The 16,978-nt window shown below is 71.2% G+C and carries 13 protein-coding genes; 4 read left to right on the forward strand and 9 right to left on the reverse strand.

Annotated elements, in window-relative coordinates; translation table 11 throughout:
• Positions 1-187 precede the first annotated feature (187 nt).
• Genes OG432_RS32505 through OG432_RS32515 form a run of 3 tightly spaced genes read right to left on the reverse strand, consistent with a single transcriptional unit; the run spans position 188 to position 2,746 of the window.
• The gene (locus tag OG432_RS32505) at positions 188-955 is read right to left on the reverse strand and encodes an FAD:protein FMN transferase (protein ID WP_328314534.1); all 768 of its coding nucleotides are present in this window, start codon (positions 953-955) and stop codon (positions 188-190) included.
• Complete coding sequence (locus tag OG432_RS32510) at positions 948-1,370, reverse strand: FMN-binding protein (protein ID WP_328314535.1); 423 nt, start codon at positions 1,368-1,370, stop codon at positions 948-950. Before OG432_RS32510 ends, OG432_RS32505 begins: the two co-directional genes overlap by 8 nt.
• Before the next feature lie 11 nt (positions 1,371-1,381).
• The gene (locus OG432_RS32515; RefSeq protein WP_328314536.1) at positions 1,382-2,746 is read right to left on the reverse strand and encodes a ferredoxin reductase family protein; all 1,365 of its coding nucleotides are present in this window, start codon (positions 2,744-2,746) and stop codon (positions 1,382-1,384) included.
• Positions 2,747-2,916: 170 nt separating this feature from the next.
• Here OG432_RS32515 and OG432_RS32520 point away from each other — a divergent pair, with 170 nt between their 5' ends.
• Positions 2,917-3,651, forward strand: a complete 735-nt coding sequence (locus tag OG432_RS32520; protein ID WP_328314537.1) for a response regulator transcription factor — start codon at positions 2,917-2,919, stop codon at positions 3,649-3,651.
• Entirely contained in the window at positions 3,648-5,072 is a 1,425-nt protein-coding gene (locus OG432_RS32525; RefSeq protein WP_328314538.1) for a sensor histidine kinase, read from the forward strand. The genes OG432_RS32520 and OG432_RS32525 overlap by 4 nt, the downstream gene beginning before the upstream one ends.
• Before the next feature lie 77 nt (positions 5,073-5,149).
• Here the strand turns inward: OG432_RS32525 and ppdK are convergent, their stop codons facing one another.
• The 4 genes from ppdK to gap form a co-directional block, all read right to left on the reverse strand.
• Positions 5,150-7,807: a pyruvate, phosphate dikinase gene (gene ppdK, locus OG432_RS32530; protein ID WP_328314539.1), complete on the reverse strand. Its 2,658-nt coding sequence runs from the start codon at positions 7,805-7,807 to the stop codon at positions 5,150-5,152.
• Between the two features lie 177 nt (positions 7,808-7,984).
• Positions 7,985-10,378 carry a glycoside hydrolase family 65 protein gene (locus OG432_RS32535; RefSeq protein ID WP_328314540.1) on the reverse strand — a complete coding sequence of 798 codons (2,394 nt, stop codon included), beginning with the start codon at positions 10,376-10,378 and terminating at the stop codon, positions 7,985-7,987.
• Positions 10,375-11,112, reverse strand: coding sequence for an HAD family hydrolase (locus tag OG432_RS32540; protein ID WP_328314541.1), 738 nt, complete (start codon positions 11,110-11,112; stop codon positions 10,375-10,377). The genes OG432_RS32535 and OG432_RS32540 overlap by 4 nt, the downstream gene beginning before the upstream one ends.
• Entirely contained in the window at positions 11,109-12,122 is a 1,014-nt protein-coding gene (gap, locus tag OG432_RS32545; protein WP_328314542.1) for a type I glyceraldehyde-3-phosphate dehydrogenase, read from the reverse strand. Before gap ends, OG432_RS32540 begins: the two co-directional genes overlap by 4 nt.
• A 770-nt stretch (positions 12,123-12,892) precedes the next feature.
• On the opposite strand from gap, the gene OG432_RS32550 reads away from it, so the two are divergent.
• Complete coding sequence (locus OG432_RS32550; RefSeq protein ID WP_328314543.1) at positions 12,893-13,765, forward strand: universal stress protein; 873 nt, start codon at positions 12,893-12,895, stop codon at positions 13,763-13,765.
• Between the two features lie 13 nt (positions 13,766-13,778).
• On the opposite strand, the gene OG432_RS32555 is transcribed toward OG432_RS32550, so the two are convergent.
• Positions 13,779-14,525 carry a polyphosphate kinase 2 gene (locus OG432_RS32555; protein WP_328314544.1) on the reverse strand — a complete coding sequence of 249 codons (747 nt, stop codon included), beginning with the start codon at positions 14,523-14,525 and terminating at the stop codon, positions 13,779-13,781.
• Between OG432_RS32555 and OG432_RS32560 the strand changes: the two genes are divergently transcribed.
• Positions 14,524-16,236: a sensor histidine kinase gene (locus OG432_RS32560; RefSeq protein ID WP_328314545.1), complete on the forward strand. Its 1,713-nt coding sequence runs from the start codon at positions 14,524-14,526 to the stop codon at positions 16,234-16,236. The genes OG432_RS32555 and OG432_RS32560 overlap by 2 nt on opposite strands.
• Positions 16,237-16,245: 9 nt before the next feature.
• Here the strand turns inward: OG432_RS32560 and OG432_RS32565 are convergent, their stop codons facing one another.
• Positions 16,246-16,938 (reverse strand): response regulator transcription factor, encoded by a 693-nt coding sequence (locus OG432_RS32565; protein WP_328314546.1) that lies wholly within the window; start codon positions 16,936-16,938, stop codon positions 16,246-16,248.
• Between the last annotated feature and the right edge of the window lie 40 nt (positions 16,939-16,978).

The following is a 16,978-nucleotide window of genomic DNA, read 5'->3' on the forward strand; positions in this document are numbered from 1 at the left end:
TCAGGGCCGTTGCCGGCTCCCCCTCGGGACGGCGACCGAACGCGTTGGTCGTGCGCGGTGCGAGCCGGAGGGTGTCATCGTCGCGGCCCCGCCGCCACCGCTTTGAGGGAGCTTCACCTGCGGCGATGGCGAGCGGGGGTGGGTGGGGGTGCCCGCGCGCGTGCTCACCCACGCCGAGCGGTCCGCCTCACGTCCCGTAGCGGCCGAACCCCGCGGTGCGCCACTGCCGGCCGTCGGGCAGGACGGCGAGGGCCTCGTAGCCGTCCAGTGCCTCCAGCCACTCCCGGGCGCCGTCGCCTCTGGCGAAGGCCGCGGTGGCGTAGGTGTCGGTCAGGGTCAGGCGGGGGCCGACGAGGGTGAGGGAGGCGAAGGTGTGGGCGGGTGCGCCGGTGTGGGGGTCGAAGATGTGGTTGCCGCGTTCGAAGGTCCCGGAGGTGGCGACGGCCAGGTCGTGGGGGGCGCTGACGACGGTGAGGAGTTCGCCCGGCCTCAGCGGGTGTGCGACGCCAACCCGCCACACCGAAGCGGGAGTTGGGCGGCCGCGGAGCTGGAGATCGCCTCCGCCGTTCACACAGGTGTGGTGCGCGCCTGCCTCGTACAGGAGTTGGGACACCGCTTCGGCGGCCCAGCCCTTGACGAGACCGGAGGGGTCGAGGGTGCCTGCCGGGACGACGCTGAACCATCCCTCACTGACGTGCGCGGCCTGGGCGCAGAGCGACATGACTTCGCGGACTTCGGGTGGACAGTCCGCCAGATGGATCTCGCCGCGGTCGAGCCGGCTGATGTGGCTGTCGGGCCGGTAGGTGGAGAACACGGCGTCCACACGGTGGAGTTGCCGCACGGCCGCGGCGAGGGCTTGGCGGATGGCGGGCGTGGGCTCGTCGCGGATGTCGAAGGAGAAGACGGTGCCCATCACGTGCTCGACGTGGCGCAGCCCGGTCGAGGTGTCAGGCATGGGCTTGGTCCAGTGCGCTCTGGAGGGACTGGATGTAGCCCTCGCTGGTGTAGCTGGCTCCGGAGACGGCGTCGATGTGGGCGCTCTGGGAGCCGAGGGCTTCCTGGGTGAGGCGGGGCAGGGCGTAGGAGGCGATCCGTTGATCGCGGCCGTTCTGGTCCGGAGCCCGGAGGACCTGGACGGCGGTGATCTTTCCATGGGTCAGGGTGGCGGCGACCTGCACGGGCCCGTACTGGGTGTCGATGACATCCCCGGTGAACGTGCCGGTTCCGGTGGAGGTGCCCGTGGGGGTGCGGACGGTCGTGGGAGACCGGTGAGTCACTCCGGCGAGGGCGGGTGACTGGTGGGGTTTGAGGGCGAGCAGGGTGACGACCAGGGCGCTGATCCCAGTGGTGGCGAGGACGGCTCGGCGCATGACGGTACTCCTCAGAGGGCGAACGACTCGTGGTGGATGCGCCGGACCGGCACACCGGCTTCGCGCAGGGCCCGGATCGCGGCCTGCGTCATCCCGGGCGGCCCGCACAGGTAGACGTCGTGCGCGGCCAGGTCCGGGACCAGGGCGCTCAGCGCGCGTGCGGTGAGGGGCGAGGAGTATGCGGCGGGTTCGTCGACGACGTAGTGGACGGTGGCTCGTCGGCGGGCGGCTATGGCATCGAGCTCACCGCGCAGGGCGAGGTCTTCCGGGCGGCGTGCGCGGTAGACGAGCGTCACCTGGCCGGGCAGGGTTTCGAAGAGCGTGCGCAGAGGGGTGATGCCGACCCCGCCGGCGAGGAGCAGGACCTTGGGAACGGTGCGGCGGTCCGCGGTGAACGAGCCGTAGGGGCCCTCGGCCCACACCCGGGTGCCGGGCGCCAGGCGTGCGAGGGCCGCGCTGTGTCCGCCCGCCGTTTTCACCGTGATGCGCAGGTGGCCCGGGTGGGCGGGGGCCGAGAGGGAGTAGGGGTTCGCGGTCCACCACAGCCCGCGGGCCAGGAAGCGCCAGCGCAGGAACTGCCCCGGCGCACCCCCGAGTTCGTCGAGGCGGTGGCCGGTGAGGTGGACGGAGACGATGCCCGGCGCCTCGGGGTGGACTGCGGCCACCCGCAGACGGTGGCGTAGTCCGCGGCGGACGGGGACGGCGAACCTGTACCAGGCGATGAGGGACGCGACCCCGAGGAACAAGGCGTACCAGGCCACTTGGGCGGTTCGGTTTCCCACGAAGTCCGCACCGTTGGACAGCTGGTGCCCGAAGGTGAGGAAGACCGCGAGGTAGGTCGCGAAGTGCAGGTAGTGCCAGGTTTCGTAACTCATCCTGCGGCGCGCCGCACGGGCCGAGAGGACTCCGGTCAGCAGGAGGAGCAGGAAGCCGATCGTGCCCTTGAGCAGATCGGGGTAGTCCAGGACGAGCGTGGAGGTCTCGCGCACCACGTTCGTGTGGGAGGTCAGCGAAGAGCCCCAGATGATCAGCAGGGTGTGGGCGAGGGCGAGGGAGACGGTGCAGCGGCCCCCCAGCGCGTGCCAGCGGGCGAGCCGGTCGGTGCCGACGGTGTGGTCCAGGAGTGGCACGCGGGCCATCAGGGCCAGAAGGACCGCGCAGGCATAGCCGGCCAGCAGCCCGGTGATGCGGCCCGCGCCGGTGAGCCAGCCCGACGGGCCCACGACCGACGATGTGTCGCTCCACCACAGGGCCAGTACCCCCGCTGCACCGGCCCAGATCACCAGCGGCACCAGGTACGGGACGGCGCTGCGGCGCGCGCGGCGATGACGCAGTCCGCGGCTCGTGGCCGTGGTGGGTGTGAAGGTGGCGGTCATGCGACTCCTCCGGATGGGACGCGCTCCGGCGATGGGCGGCCAGCCTCACAGCCCAACCTCTGAGTAACCTCTGAAACGGCCCCCTCCGATCCCCTCAGCGCTGATTCAGAGGAAACTCAGAGACTCGGCCCGCCCCGCCCCGGTACGCATCGGGAGATGCTGAAGGAACCATGGACGAACCACACACCACCCCGCTGTTGCACCGCCCGGACGGAGAGCCCGTGCGGATCCTCGTCGTCGACGACGAACCCGACGTCACGGACGTCCTGTCCGGAGTCATGGCCGGCGAGGGCTGGCAGGTCCGGACCGCGGCCGACGGCACGACCGCCCTCGCCACCGCACGCGACTTCCGGCCCGACGCGGTGGTCCTGGACTGGATGCTGCCCGACCTCGACGGTCTGCAGATCCTGCGCGCACTGCGCCGCGAAGCACCGCAGGTGTGCGTGCTGTTCCTCACCGCCCGCGACGCCGTGGAGGACCGCATCGCAGGGATCACCGCGGGCGGCGACGACTACGTCACCAAGCCGTACAGCCTGGAGGAGGTACTGGCCCGGCTGCGGGGGCTGCTGCGGCGGGCCGGGATGACAGCGGAGCCGGGTGCCGACAGGATCACCGTCGGGGACCTCACGATGGACGAGGAGGCCAGAGAGGTGCGGCGTGGCGGAGTCGCGGTCGATCTGTCGCGCACCGAGTTCGAGCTCCTGCGGTTCCTGATGCGCAACCCCCGCCGGGTCCTGTCCAAGGCGCAGATCCTCGACCGGGTCTGGGCGTACGACTTCGGCGGACGCGCCCACGTCGTGGAGCTGTACATCAGCTACCTGCGCAAGAAGATCGACGCCGGACGCACGCCGATGATCCACACGGTGCGCGGGGTCGGCTACGTGCTCAAGCCGGACTCGCCGTGAAACGCCCCCTGCCCCGCACCCTGCGCGGCCAGCTCACCGCCGGACTCGTCACCCTGCTCGCCCTCGCCTGCCTCGCGGTCGGCATCACCACGGCCCTCGCCCTGCGCGGCTTCCTGGTGGGGCGCCTCGACGAACAGCTCGCCGCCTCCGGCGGCCGGTTCGCCGCCAGTCTCGAACACGAGGCCAGGCCCGACGCCGACAACCGCCCCGACACCCGGGGCCAGGCCGAACGGACCTTCGGCGCCCGCCTGCTGAACGGCACCACCACCCAGGCAGCGGTGGTCCACGACGCCACCGACCGCACGGTCCGCCTGACCTCCGGGGACCGCCGCGCACTGGCCGGCGTCCCCGTGGACGGAAACGGGCACAGCATCCGCCTCTCCACTCTGGGCAAGTACCGGGTCACGGCGGTCGACGGTGACGACCAGGACGTCATGATCACCGGCTTGCCCCTGCACCCGGTGGAGGAGACCGTGCACCGCCTCGAAGCCGTCGAGGCCGTACTCTTCGGCGCGGCACTCCTGGCCACCGGCATCGCGGGGGCCCTGTGGGTACGGATCTCGTTGCGCCCCCTCCAGAAGGTCACCGCACGGGCGGCGGAAGTGGCCCGACTGCCGCTCGCCAGTGGCGAGATCGCCATGCCGGGACCGCTGCCCGACACCGATCCCCGCACCGAGGTCGGACAGCTCGGCACCGCCCTCAACCACATGCTGGGCCACGTCGAGGACGCCCTCACCCGACGCCACGCGAGCGAGGAGAGGCTCCGCCACTTCGCCGCCGACGCCAGCCACGAGCTGCGCACCCCCGTGGCCAACATTCGCGGCCACGCCGAACTCGCCCTGCGCCACCGCGGAGCCGTGCCCGCCGAGGTGCGTCACGCGCTGGAACGCATCGGCGGCGAATCGCAACGGATGACCCGGCTCGTCGACGACCTGCTGCTCCTCGCGCGCCTGGATGCCGGACGCCCCCTCGAACACGAGCCCGTCGATCTGACCCTGCTGATCCTGAACGCGACCGACGACGCGCGCGCCGCCGGCCCCGGTCACCGCTGGCTCCTCGACCTGCCCGAAGAACCGGTCACCGTCACCGGCGACGCCCACCGCCTCCAGCAGGCCATCGGCAACCTCCTCGCCAACGCCCGCACCCACACCCCGCCCGGCACCGACGTGACCATCACCCTGGCCACCGACGAGCGGGGCGTCCGGGTGGACGTGTCCGACAACGGCCCCGGCATCCCCGAAGAACTCCAGCCCGAGGTCTTCGGCCGCTTCGTCCGCGCCGACCACGCACGCTCCCGCAGTACGGGAAGCACCGGCCTCGGTCTCGCCATCGTCCACGCCGTGGTCACCGCCCACGCCGGAACCGCCACCGTCACCAGCCGTCCTGGACGGACCACCTTCCGGATCACACTGCCCGGCTGACACGGGGGCGGCGAATGACCGGTCACACCTGGACCGTTGGCGCCGACGGCCACCCGATGCGGCGTCGGCCGCTCTTTTCACGTGGCGGCCAGGGCGGCCCTGCCGGCTTCGAGCCGCGCCGACGGAACGCGGAACGGCGAGCAGGAGACGTAGTCGATCCCGGCGCGGTGGAAGAAGTGGACGGAGGCGGGTTCGCCGCCGTGTTCACCGCATACGCCCATCGTCAGGTGCGCTTTGGCGGCTCGGCCTTCCCGCACGGCGATGGTGACCAGCCTGCCGACGCCCTCTTCGTCGAGGGTCTCGAACGGTGAACCGGTGAAGAGTCCCGTGTCCGGACAGCCGGGGAAGGACGACGCCTCCGCGTCGTCGCGCGAGAGGCCCCACGTCGTCCGGGTCAGGCCGTTCGTGCCGAAGGAGAAGAAGTCGGCGTGTCGTGCGATGCGGCCGGCCGTGAGAGCCGCACGCGGTAGCTCGATCATGGTGCCGATCGGGCACCGGACGGCCTGCCCCGTCTCGGCGGCCACCTGGGCCAGCACCTGTTCCGCCTCGGCTCGTACGAGGCGCAGTTCCTCGACGGCTCCGACGAGCGGGATCATGATCTCGGCTCGCGGACTGCCCCCGTCCCGCATCCGCTGGGCGACGGCCTCCGCGATCGCCCGCACCTGCACGGCCACCAGGCCCGGCACCGCCAGGGCTAGGCGCACGCCGCGCATACCGGGCATGGCGTTGCGCTCGTGCATGCGCTCCACAGCGGCCAGGAGCCGGACATCGCGCGGGTCGGGGGGCGTGGCGGTGGCGACGCGGACGGCGAGCTCCGTGCGGTCGGGGAGGAACTCGTGGAGGGGCGGATCCAGCAGCCGGATCGTCACTGGCAATCCGTCCATCGCGGCCAGGATCGCCGTGAAGTCCGATCGCTGCGGTGGCAGCAGGTCGGCCAGCGCCTCCTCGCGTGCCGATTCCCCGTCGGCCAGGATCATCGCCTCGATCAGAGCTTTGCGTTCGCCGAGGAACATGTGCTCCGTGCGGCACAGCCCGATGCCCTGAGCGCCGAGGCGGCGGGCCCGCGCCGCGTCCTCGGGTGTGTCGGCATTGGCCCGTACGTCGAGGCGGCGGACCACGTCGGCATGGGACAGCGCGCGCAGTACGGCTTCGGACAGCGGCCCCGACTGCTCTCCCGTCTCGAGAGCCCGGCCGACGTCGGAGGCGGCGAGGGGCAGGGCGCCCAGGTGGACCGTTCCTGCGGTGCCGTCCACCGAGACCGTGTCCCCCTCGTGGACCAGGACCCCGGAACCGGTGGTCAGGCGGCGGCCCTCCTGGTCGACGACCAGGGACGCGGCTCCGCAGACACACACCCTGCCCATGCCGCGGGCGACGGCGGCGGCATGGCTGGTCCTGCCGCCGCGGGTGGTGAGGACGGCCTGCGCGGCGATCATGCCGGGGAGGTCGTCGGGAGTTGTCTCCTTGCGTACGAGGACGGCGGGCTCTCCCGCCGCCGCGCGACGGACCGCGGTCGCGGAGTCGAAGACGACGGCGCCCACGGCCGCGCCCGGTGAGGCGGCGATCCCCGTCGCGAGCGGCGCGTTGTCCGCGTCGGTGGCGAAGCGCGGGAAGAGCAGACGCGTGAGGTGTGCGCCGTTCACGCGCGACAGTGCCTCGCGGCGGTCGATGAGCCCCTCGTCCAGCAGGTCGTACGCGATTCGGAATGCGGCCTCGGCGGTCCGCTTGCCGATACGGGTCTGGAGGATCCACAGCTTGCCGCGCTCCAGGGTGAACTCCACGTCGCACAGATCCTGGTAGTGACGCTCCAACGTCCGCAGATGATCGCTGAGTTCGATGTAGGAGCGCGGGGCCAGACGCTTCAGTTCGGCCAGCGGCACGGCGTCGCGGACGCCCGAGACGACATCCTCGCCCTGGGCGTCGGGCAGGTAGTCGCCGTAGAGACCCCGCTCGCCGGTGGCCGGATCGCGAGTGAAGGCGACGCCGGTGCCGGAGTTCACGCCGAGGTTGCCGAAGACCATCGCCTGGATGGTCACGGCGGTGCCGAGGTCATCGGGAATGTGGTCCCCTCGGCGGTGGATCCGCGCGCGCTCACCGTTCCAGGATGCGAACACGGCACGGATGGCGCGGTGCAGTTGGTCGACGGGATCCTGGGGGAACCGCTCACCGCTCTCCCGATGGATGATGGCCTTGAACTTCTCGGTGAGCAGGATGAGATCGACGGTGGCCAGTTCGTTGTCCTCGGTGGCGCCGCGCGCTGCCTTGAGACCGGTGATGGTCCGCTCGAAGAGTCCGGAGTCGACGCCCATGACCGTCTGGCCGAACATCTGGACGAGCCGGCGGTAGGAGTCCCAGGCGAGGCGCTCCTGCCCCGTGGCCTTGGCCAGCCCGGTGACGGTGGCGTCGCACAGACCGATGTCGAGGATCGTCTCCATCATTCCCGGCATGCAATAGCGCCCGCCGGAGCGCACCGAGAGCAGGAGCGGGTCGTCGGTCCGGCCGAGGCCGCGTCCGGCCGTCCTCTCCAGGGCGGCCAGTGCGCGAGCGACCTCGGTACCCAGCTCGGGCGGTTCGGTTCCGGTGGTCAGGAAGGCCCGGCAGGCCCTGGTCGTCACCGTGAACCCGGGCGGGACGGGCAGTCCCAGGCGGGTCATCTCCGCGAGGCCGGCGCCTTTGCCGCCGAGCAGGTCGGCCATCTCCCGGTTGCCTTCGGCGAACTCGTAGACGTAATGGTTCATGACCGTCCTCTCAGGCGTGCGCATGGCATCGGGCGTGGGCCCCGGCAGCGGTCGGCCGGTGTGCACGTGCGGCTCCGGCTTCCGCGTCAGGGATGTCGCGAGATCTCGCGAGGGAGGGGCCGCAGGGGGTATTCGACGGGTCCGTACGGCCCTGCCGGCCGCGCGGCGGGGGCGTGGTCAGCCGGACCGCGGCGCTGTGCGCTCCGGGAGGGCCAGCTCGCAGTTCTCTCCGGGGGCGACGGAAACGGTCCGGTCCGGCAATTCGATGGCGATCGGAGCCCGGTCGGACGCGGGAACGTGCACATGCAGCTGTCCCGGCCGCAGCTGAAGCCGTACGCCCCAGTGACCCTGGTAGCGGATCGTGAAGCCGTACTCGGACAGCTCGGGCAGCGGCACGGGGTCCAGCCGCAGCGCGCCGCCGTGGGGCTCCAGACCGGTCAGTCCGCGCTGGACCAGGTCGAGGGTGCCCGCCATGGCTCCCAGATGAATGCCCTCGCCCGTGGTGCCGCCCTGTACATCGGCCACATCGCCGTTGAGTGCTTCGTGCACGTACGCCCACGCGTCGGACCGTTTGGCCCTCGACAGCACCCACCCGTGCACGAGACCGCTGAGGGTGGAACCGTGGCTGGTGCGGTGCAGGTAGTAGTCGACCGTGCGGCTCCACGTCTCGTCGTCCAGCCGGTGACCGAGCCGTGTGAAGAGGCCGCGCAGCTCGGCGGGGGAGAAGAGGTAGCCGAGCATCAGCACGTCCGCCTGCTTGGACGCCTGGTAGCGGTTGACCGTGTCTCCCTCGGCCTCAAGGATCCGGTCCAGCCTGCGGATGTCCCCGTACCGGGTGCGGTAGCGGTCCCAGTCCAGCGGGGCGAGGTCCGCGTAGCCCTCGAACTGGCTGATCACTCCGGAGTGGAAGGGGACGTACAGCTTCCGCGAGATCTCCTCCCACTGGGACGGAGCATCCCGGTCGAGGCCGATGCGTTCGGTGAGCTCGCGCCTGCACGGTTCGGGCAGGGTGCCCAGGAGCTCCACGGCACGCGCCAGCACCCAGGCGGCGGTGACGTTCGTGTACGCGTTGTCGTCGAGGCCCGGTTCCTTCACGTCGGGATAGCTGTCGTGGTACTCGTCGGGGCCGACCACACCCCGGATGCGATAGCGGCCGAGCCCTTCGTCGTAGGTGGCGGAACCGGCCCAGAAACGGGCGATCTCGACGAGCGTCTCGGCGCCCTTGGTGTGCAGGAACTCCGTGTCGCCACTGGCTTCCCCATAGCGCCAGATGTTGTACGCGACGGCCGAGCCGACGTGGTGCTGCAACCGCGAGTGGTCGGGCAGCCAGCGTCCGGAGCGAGGATTGAGATGCATCTCCTGGGTCTCCTCGCGGCCGTCGCTGCCGCTCTGCCAGGGATACATCGCACCGGGCCTGCCGATCTCCCGTGCGGCGTCGCGTGCCGCCCCCAGGCGACGGTGGCGATAGGTGAGCAGGGCCCGGGACACCTCGGGGAAGTGCAGGTTGAGATAGGGCAGCACGAACAGTTCGTCCCAGAAGACGTGGCCCCGGTACGCCTCGCCGTGCAGGCCTCGCGCCGGTACCCCGACGTCCAGCTCGGCGGTGTGCGGCGACAGAGTCTGCAGGACGTGGAAGAGATGCAGCCGCAGAATGTGTCCCGCTTCCCCCGGAACGGTCAACTCGGCCTTCTGCCACAGGTGTTGCCAGGCCAGTCGGTGCGAACTCAGCAGGGCGGGGAATTTTCGGGCACGCGCCACCCGGTCGACGGCCGCGTCGCGCGGATCGCCGATCGCGGGATCGCGCGAGGTGTGCAGGGAGACGGTCTTGTCGACCGTGACCGGCCGGCCGTGCATCAGGTGCAGGCCGATGCGCTGGACGGCCCTGCGTGCCTCGGTGAGAACCCGCACGGACGCTCCGGGCGCGGTCGTGCGTTGTGCCACGCCGACGCGGATCCCGGATGTACTGGTACGGCAGCGCAGCCAGACAGTTTCGGGGTGCGCGATACCGGTCTCGACCTGCGTCAGGTGCGAGGCGTTCAGTTCTCGGTAGCGCTCGACACCGGAATTGGTGACCGATGCGTCGAGGGCGGACTCCACCTCCAGCTCACCGGACCAGCCCTCGGCGGTGAACTCCGTTCGCAGCGCGGCGAGATGAGGATCGGCCATGTGCACCAGACGGAGCTGCCGCACGTGCAGGGTCCGGCCCTCCTCGACGAGGTAACGGGACTCGCGCTCGAGCACGCCCGCCCGGAGGTTGAGCGACTGGCGGTGCGACAGGAGCGCCTCGGTGTCCGGAGTGAACCATGCCCCGCCCGGTAGCCGGAAGCGCAGCGGCAGCCAGTTGGGCAGGTTGACCAGATCCTCGTTCTCGACCTCCCGGCCGGCCACCGTGGAGGTCAGGCGGTTGTAACAGCCCGCCGCGTAGGTTCCGGGATAGTGCACGGTGTCGGCCGTGCACTCCGGGAGCGCGCCGCGCGTGGCGAAGTAGCCGTTGCCCAGGGTGCACAGCGACTCCCGCAGGCGCTCCTGGCCGGGGTCGTAGCCCTCGTACGGCCATACCGGGTCCGTCATGCCGTGCCCTCTTCGGTGAGCAGGTCGCCGAGGTCCCGCACGACCAGGTCCGCGCCGTGCTTGAGCAGTGCCTCCCCGGACCCCGGTCCTTCCGTCCGGTCCACCCCGATGACGAGGCCGAATCCGCCGCGGCGGCCCGCTTCGACGCCGGCCAGGGCGTCCTCCACGACGGCCGTCCGTGACACGGGAACGCCGAGTCGTCGGGCCGCCTCCAGGAACAGGGCTGGATCGGGCTTGCCCGGAAGCGCCAGTCGGGCCACCTCCGTGCCGTCGACCAAGGTTTCGAACAGGTCCAGGACCCCGGCGTGCGTGAGGAGCTCCCGCGCATGACGTGAGGCGGACGCGGCGGCGAGGTGGACCCCCTCCCGGCGCAAGGCCCGCAACAGCCGGATCGTGCCCGGGTAGGCATCGATGCCTCCCGCCCGCAGCCGTTGGACGTACCTGCGCTCCTTGTCCGCGGCGACCTCTTCCGCCATACCCGCGTCGGTCCGCAGACCACGGGAGGCCAGGAAAGCGACCGCGCCGTCGATGCGTGACTTGCCGTCGACGTACTGGAGGTAGTCGTCGCGGACGTCGAACGGCCGCCGCTGGGCCGGGTCCCCTGGCCGATCGCGCAGGAGATGGGCGTCGAACGCCGCCTTCCAGGCTTCGGCGTGCACCCGGGCGGAGTCGGTGATCACTCCGTCGGTGTCGAGGACCACGGCACCGACGCCGTGCAGCGTCTTGGAGATCACAGTCGCTCCGCAACGAAGGCAGTGAGGTCGAGCAGGCGGTTGCTGTAGCCCCACTCGTTGTCGTACCAGCCGAACACCTTCACCAGGTCGCCGTGCGCCTGGGTGAGCCCCGGGTCGAAGAGGCACGAGGCCGGATCTCCGATGACGTCCCGGGAGACGATCGGTGCGTCGGCCACCCGCAGGATGCCATTGAGCCGTCCTTGCGCGGCTTCGGAGAACGCGGCGTTGACCTCGTCGGCGCTCCCTTCGTGGCGCAGCACCACCGTGAGGTCCGTGAGCGAGCCGTCCTCGACCGGTACGCGTACAGCGAGGCCGTCCAGCACTCCGTCGAGCTTCGGCACGACCGCGCCGACCGCGCGGGCGGCCCCCGTGCTGGTCGGGATGATGCTGAGCGCGGCCGAGCGGGCCCGGCGCAGATCCTTGTGCGGGCCGTCCAGGAGCGCTTGGTCGTTGGTGTAGCCGTGGATGGTCGTCATCGTACCTTTGGCGATGCCGAACCGCTCGTGCAGAACGACCGCCATCGGCACGACACAGTTGGTGGTGCAGGAGGCGGCGGAGATCACGTGGTGGTGGACCGGGTCGTAGGTGTTTTCGTTGATGCCCATCACCACCGTCAGGTCCGCCTCCTTGCCGGGGGCCGAAAGCAGCACCTTGCGGGCGCCCGCTTTGAGGTGGAGCGAGGCGTGCGGGCGGTCGCGGAAACGGCCCGAGGACTCGATGACCACGTCGACCTGGTGCGCGCCCCAGTCCAGGGCCCCGGGGTCGCGCTCCGCGGTGACGGAGATGCGGCGGCCGTCGACGGTGAGCGAGGTGCTGTCGTGCGCGACGGGGTACGGGAGCCTGCCGTAGGTGGAGTCGTACGTGAGGAGGTGGGCCAGCGTGCTGGAAGCGGTGACGTCGTTGATGGCCACCACCTCCACTCCGGTGGCGTCGCGGCCCCGCTCGAGCAGGGCACGCAGATAGTTGCGCCCGACCCGGCCGAATCCGTTGATGCCCACGCGCACGGTCATGGAGCGCTCCTTGGCTTGGCGGAGGGATGTCTGCCACGGTCGTGCGTGCCGGCGCCGGCGAACAGGGGCCGATGCGGACTTGGTTGGGGCCGTACGGCCCACTGTTCGAAAGTGCGCGCGGCGATCGCGGCCGGCCCGTGAAGGGGAGCCGATCCACTTCCGTCACCGGCCGTACGTCGTCGGTGCCCCCGGCCTCGGCGGGTCGTGCGCCGCTGTGCTCGGCGACCTCACGGGTGGAGCCGTTCGGAGTCGCGTAGCCGACCAGGGTCTCCACGCATCACACGGACAGCACGCGGAGCCCCGTGTTCCGGCAGCGGGCGGTCTCGAAGGCCCCGAGAGCGGCCGGCGCACACGAGGACCACCGGCAACTGGAGCATCATCACCACCTCCTCCGCTTCCAGCGTGCTGTGCCGGCTGACCCCCGACGAGGTGCCAGTGGGCACGGGCGGGGGTCGTGAGGGGTAATCGGCGGTCGCGACGGAGCCGCACGGCACCCTCTTTGGCCCATACGGCCCACGGCGTTCCGGCGCCGCCGGGAGTCCCATGGAGATGGCACCAACCGGTGCCGGGCCCGAGGAGGCCGCAATGATTCCTCTCATCCTGTTGGGCGCGGCCGTCCTGGGCGCAGTCGTGATCTTCGGCTACAGCTCGTTCGCCGTGGTCTTCCTGCTTCTGGAGGACCACCAGCGCTGTCGCAGCTGAAGGGGGTGCGGCGCCCTGTGCGTCCCACCCCGGCGCATTCGGCGTGCTGTCTGGAAGGAGAAGGCGCCATGGAGCAGCCACTGGTCGTCGGAGTGGACGGTTCGGAGCAGGGTCTGGAGGCGGTGGACTGGGCGGCCGACGAAGCCGCGCTGCGCGGACTGTCGCTCCGCATCGTGTACGCGTCGCTGTGGGAGCACTACGAAGGTGCGGCATACGTCTACAGCGCGCCGTACGACTCGGACCGAGCGGTGGCCGACGCCATTGTGTTGGCGGCGGGTGAGCGGGCGCGGGCCCGGCGGCCCGGTGTCCGCACGACGTCCGTCGTGCTCCCGCAGGAGCCGGCCGACGCGCTCCTGCGGGAGAGCGATCTCGCCGCCGCGGTCGTCGTCGGCTCGCGCGGGCGGGGCAGCATCAAGGGAATGCTCCTGGGCTCGGTCGGCCTGGCGGTCGCCTCCTGGGCCCGGTGCCCGGTGGTCGTCGTGCGGGGCGACTCGGCGGCCGCCGAGGGGCGGCACGAACGGATTCTGCTGGGGGTGGGCCACCCCGACCGGAACTCGTCGGCCGTCGACTTCGCCTTCCAGGAGGCCGTCACCCGGGGCAGCACCCTCGACGCGGTACGTGCGTGGCGCGGCCCCGCGCGGGGCCGCGGCGCCGGCGCGGTCTCCCACGCGACGTCCGACGACCCCGACGAGGCCAAGGCCGCGGCAGAGCTCGACGAAGCGCTGCGCGGGACGCGGGCCCGGCACCCCGAGGTGCGGATCCGCCCCGTCACGGTCGAGGGACACACCCACCGGGTGCTGGTCGAGCGGTCGTCCGCGGCCGACCTCCTGGTGATCGGAGCTCGTCGGAACAAGGGACTCGGGCTTCAGTTGAGCCGGACCGGCCACGCGGTGCTCCAGCACGCCGCCTGCCCGGTGGTCGTCGTCCCGCAGCACGGCTGAACCGCCGTGCGCCTCACCGCCCGATCGACGCCGCGTGATCGGGCACGTAGCTCTGCGGTTCCCTGAGGGGCCGCACGTACCCGGCGCGGGGCGGCCGTTGGGGAAGGTCGAGCGGTGGGCTCGGCACCGTGCGACGGGGAACCGTGGACAACAGGTGGGCGATCATGTCGAGGCGGGCCGACCGCTTGTCGTCGCTCTCGGCGACGAACCAGGGCGCCTCGGTGATGTCCGTGTGGACGAACAGGCCGTCCTTCGCCCTCGAACAGGCCTCCCACCTGCTGATCGACTCCATGTCGATGGCCGAGGGCTGCCAGCGTCGGGTGGGATCCTCCAGACGGCGCCGGAAACGCTCTTCCCGCACCGAATCGCTCATCGGGAACCAGTACTTCCGCAGCAGGATTCCGTCCTCGACCAGCATCCGCTCGAAGACCGGGCACTGGCGCAGGAAGCGCTGGTGCTCCTGGCCGGTGCAGAACCCCATGATGTGCTCGACCGCGGCCCGGTTGTACCAACTGCGGTCGAACGGGACGATCTCGCCGCCGGCCGGCAGATGCTGGACGTAGCGCTGGAAGTACCACTGCCTCGGGTTCCGCCATGTGCCGCGTGCGGTACACCCCTTGGACCCCTCGGCGGGAGGCCGACCGGGCAGGACGTTTCCCGGCCGTCCTCGTAGGGGGAGGGCTTCCTGGGCCGCCTCGCCGTTACGGTGTGGGGGAGCACTGTGCTTGTTCTGCTCGGACCAGGTGGGGGGCGGTTCCATGACCACGCGGGAGCGGGACGGCTCCGGGGGCCGGCTGGGCAGACTGCGGCTCGACGAACTGCTCGACGAGCTCCAGGTGCGGATCGATGCCGTGCGAGGCACCCGGGACCGGCTGCACAGCCTCTTGGAGGCCGTGCTGTCGGTGGGGCGTGAACTCGACCTGCCGCAGGTGCTGCGGGGCATCGTCGAGGCCGCTGTGGTGCTGGTCGACGCCGAGTACGGGGCGCTGGGCGTGATCGGGCCGGGCGAGATGCTGTCGGAGTTCCTTCCGGTGGGCATCGACGACAAGCTGCGGGCGCGGATCGGTGAACTGCCCTCTGGCCACGGCCTGCTGGGGGAGCTGATCAGGCATCCTGACGCGCTCCGGTTGGCGGAACTGTCCGAGCACCCGGCGTCGTCGGGCTTTCCGGCGCACCACCCGCCCATGCACTCCTTCCTCGGCGTTCCCATCCGGGTACGGGGTGAGGTGTTCGGGAACCTCTATCTGACGGAGAAGCGCGGGGGCGCGGAGTTCGACGACGAGGACGAATCGGTGCTCGCCACCCTCGCTGTGGCGGCCGGAGTGGCCATCGAGAACGCCCGGTTGTACGCCGAGGCCCGGCTGCGGGAGCAATGGCTGGCAGCCAGTGCGGAGTTCACCGCCGGCCTGCTGTCCGGAATGCCGGAGGCCCGGGTGCTGGAGGCGATGGTCGAGCAGGCGAAGGACATCACCTCGGCCGAGCTGGGCGTCGTCGAACTGGTGGAGGACGGGGCGGACGAGTTGCGCGGCGTGCTGGCACTGGGACGGCGGGCGCAAGCCCACCGCGGGCTGCGGGTGCCGCGCGATGGGACCATGGCAGGAGCCGCACTGGCCGAGCGGGGGCTCGTCGCCACCGTGGACGTCAGCACCGATCCCCGGATGACGTACCAGCCCGAACGCTGGAAGGGCATGGGGCCCGCGGTCGCGGTGCCGATGGGAGAGCGAGGGGTGCTGCTCCTGGCGCGCGAGTCGGGCCGGCCCCCCTTCAGCAGGGCCGAGACGGCTCCGCTCCCCGCATTCGCGGGACAGGCCGCGCTCGCCCTCGAGTTGGCCGACCGCCGCCGCGACGCCGAACAGGTCAGCCTGCTGGAGGACCGCGACCGGATCGCCCGCGACCTGCACGACCTCGCCATTCAGCGCCTGTTCGCGACCGGCATGACCCTTCAGAGCGCCCAGCGGTTCGTCGACCACCCGGAAGCGGGCGAGCGGCTGAACCGGGCGGTCGACGATCTGGACGAGACCATCAAGATCATTCGCTCGACCATCTTCGGGCTGCGGTCACACGAGGTGAAGGGGCAGGGAGCCGGTCTGCGGGTGCGGGCGGTGCGGGTGCTGGAGGGAGCGGTGACCTCGCTCGGGTTCACCCCGGCCCTTCGGATGGAGGGACTGCTGGACACCGACGTTCCACAAGGGGTCGCGGACGAGGTGGTCGCGGTGATCGGCGAGGCGCTGACCAACACGGCTCGTCACGCTCGGGCGTCGCGGGCCGATGTCTCCCTGGTGGTGCGCAGGGGGGAGCTGACGGTCGACGTCGTGGACGACGGCGTGGGCATCACCGACGGCGGGCGGAGCGGTGGGCTGCGCAACCTCGCCGAGCGTGCGGAACGGCTGGAAGGGGAGTTCACGACGGGGGCCGGCCCCGAGGGCGGGACCCGACTGGTGTGGAAGGTTCCCTTGTCCGGACCGGCATGAGCCGGTGTGTCAGTGGTGTTCGTCCGCGGCATGGTCGAACTGCGTGGCGAGTACCGCCGCCTGGATGCGGCGCTCGACTCCCAGCTTCGCCAGCAGCCGGGAGATGTGGTTCTTCACGGTCTTCTCGGAGAGGTAGAGCCGCCGGCCGATCTGCCGGTTGGTCATCCCCTCACCGATCAGGGCGAGGATCTCGCGTTCGCGGTTCGACAGGCCCGCGAGGCGGGGGTCTTCGTTCGTGGCCTCCTTGTCCGGTCCGCGCAGACTGCTCATCAGCCGGGCGGTGGTGGCGGGGTCGAGCATGGACTGGCCGGAGGCCACGGTCCGTACGGCCTCGACGAGGTCCGAACCCTTGATCAGTTTGAGGACGTACCCGGCCGCGCCCGCCATGATCGCGTCCAGGAGCGCATCGTCGTCGTCGAACGACGTCAGCATCAGACAGGCCAGGTCAGGCACCCGGGAGCGCAGTTCGCGGCAGACGGTGATGCCGTCGCCGTCGGGCAGGCGGATGTCGAGGATGGCGACGTCCGGGCGCAGCGCGGGGCCGCGCGTCAGTGCCTGCTCGCTCGTGCCGGCCTCGCCCACCACTTCGATGTCCGGCTCGGCGTCGAGCAGGTCGTGCACCCCGCGCCGCACGACCTCGTGGTCGTCGAGAAGGAAGACCCGGATCGGGTGTTGCGGAGAGAAGGCCCGTGCGTCGCTCACGTCGGTGTCCCCTGACTGTCGATGGCCATGGCTTGAGAGT

Origin of the sequence: Streptomyces sp. NBC_00442 (genome assembly GCF_036014195.1) — a bacterium.
Lineage (GTDB): Bacteria > Actinomycetota > Actinomycetes > Streptomycetales > Streptomycetaceae > Streptomyces.

What these genes read in the sequence shown, in the direction of transcription:
- OG432_RS32560 (WP_328314545.1), top strand. Translation starts at nt 14,524, where the DNA reads ATGACCACGCGGGAGCGGGACGGCTCCGGGGGCCGGCTGGGCAGACTG.
- OG432_RS32510 (WP_328314535.1), bottom strand. Translation starts at nt 1,370, where the DNA reads ATGCGCCGAGCCGTCCTCGCCACCACTGGGATCAGCGCCCTGGTCGTC.
- OG432_RS32520 (WP_328314537.1), top strand. Translation starts at nt 2,917, where the DNA reads ATGGACGAACCACACACCACCCCGCTGTTGCACCGCCCGGACGGAGAG.
- OG432_RS32550 (WP_328314543.1), top strand. Translation starts at nt 12,893, where the DNA reads ATGGAGCAGCCACTGGTCGTCGGAGTGGACGGTTCGGAGCAGGGTCTG.
- OG432_RS32555 (WP_328314544.1), bottom strand. Translation starts at nt 14,525, where the DNA reads ATGGAACCGCCCCCCACCTGGTCCGAGCAGAACAAGCACAGTGCTCCC.
- OG432_RS32535 (WP_328314540.1), bottom strand. Translation starts at nt 10,378, where the DNA reads ATGACGGACCCGGTATGGCCGTACGAGGGCTACGACCCCGGCCAGGAG.
- ppdK (WP_328314539.1), bottom strand. Translation starts at nt 7,807, where the DNA reads ATGAACCATTACGTCTACGAGTTCGCCGAAGGCAACCGGGAGATGGCC.
- OG432_RS32515 (WP_328314536.1), bottom strand. Translation starts at nt 2,746, where the DNA reads ATGACCGCCACCTTCACACCCACCACGGCCACGAGCCGCGGACTGCGT.
- OG432_RS32505 (WP_328314534.1), bottom strand. Translation starts at nt 955, where the DNA reads ATGCCTGACACCTCGACCGGGCTGCGCCACGTCGAGCACGTGATGGGC.
- gap (WP_328314542.1), bottom strand. Translation starts at nt 12,122, where the DNA reads ATGACCGTGCGCGTGGGCATCAACGGATTCGGCCGGGTCGGGCGCAAC.